General features: G+C 41.1%; 1 protein-coding gene. It reads right to left on the bottom strand.

Annotation, left to right across the window (positions count from 1 at the left end; all coding sequences use genetic code 11):
- Positions 1-108: 108 nt before the first annotated feature.
- Positions 109-369 carry a hypothetical protein gene (locus J502_RS16165; protein ID WP_000812658.1) on the bottom strand — a complete coding sequence of 87 codons (261 nt, stop codon included), beginning with the start codon at positions 367-369 and terminating at the stop codon, positions 109-111.
- Positions 370-689: the final 320 nt, after the last annotated feature.

Raw genomic sequence — 689 nt, forward strand, 5'->3', positions numbered from 1 at the left:
TGCTACCCATGTGACCACCAGTGGAATCCAGTAAATTATTGACGCTTGTTCTTCCATACAGCCTCCAAGAAAAATGCCCCAAAAACTGGGGCACTTTGGGAAATTATTTTATTTAGCAGTACGCTTGAAGTAAGACCAAGCAATACCGATACCGATCAATGTCACTAAAACACCGATAATACCGACTACAGCAGTTTTAACACCGTCTAGCTCACCAGATGCACCAGTGAAATCAAGTGAAGACGCAGCATTAGCAGCAGGTGAAAGAGCTAGTGCTCCGCCAATTGTTGCCCCCAAACCATAAGTTGAAACGTTACGTAAAGTTAAAACGCCACGTTTTTCTTGTACTGCAAGTTGATTTTGTTTCATGTCTAAGCCCTCTTGGCAAAGTTATTAAAAATAGAAAACGCAATGATTAAGCCGTAAATCCCCACAATAGGTGTCCCCAACATCACCATTTGCGCCTTAGTTATTGCGAGTTGTTCAAGTAGTGTTACCTGCTCAACCCATGAAACACATGTCTGAACGTTGTCAATTAGTTGTAACTCTGAACAAACATATGCCATTTCAAAAATCCCCAATTAGAGCCACTGGCTTGCGCTTACGCCCCCAAAAGCCAGTGGTATCTATAAAACATCACATTTAGTAAAAATAGCCTAAGCAATTTTTGAAGATGTAGATTGCTGTAA

The organism is Acinetobacter sp. 1294596 (assembly GCF_000582925.1).
GTDB lineage: Bacteria > Pseudomonadota > Gammaproteobacteria > Pseudomonadales > Moraxellaceae > Acinetobacter > Acinetobacter radioresistens.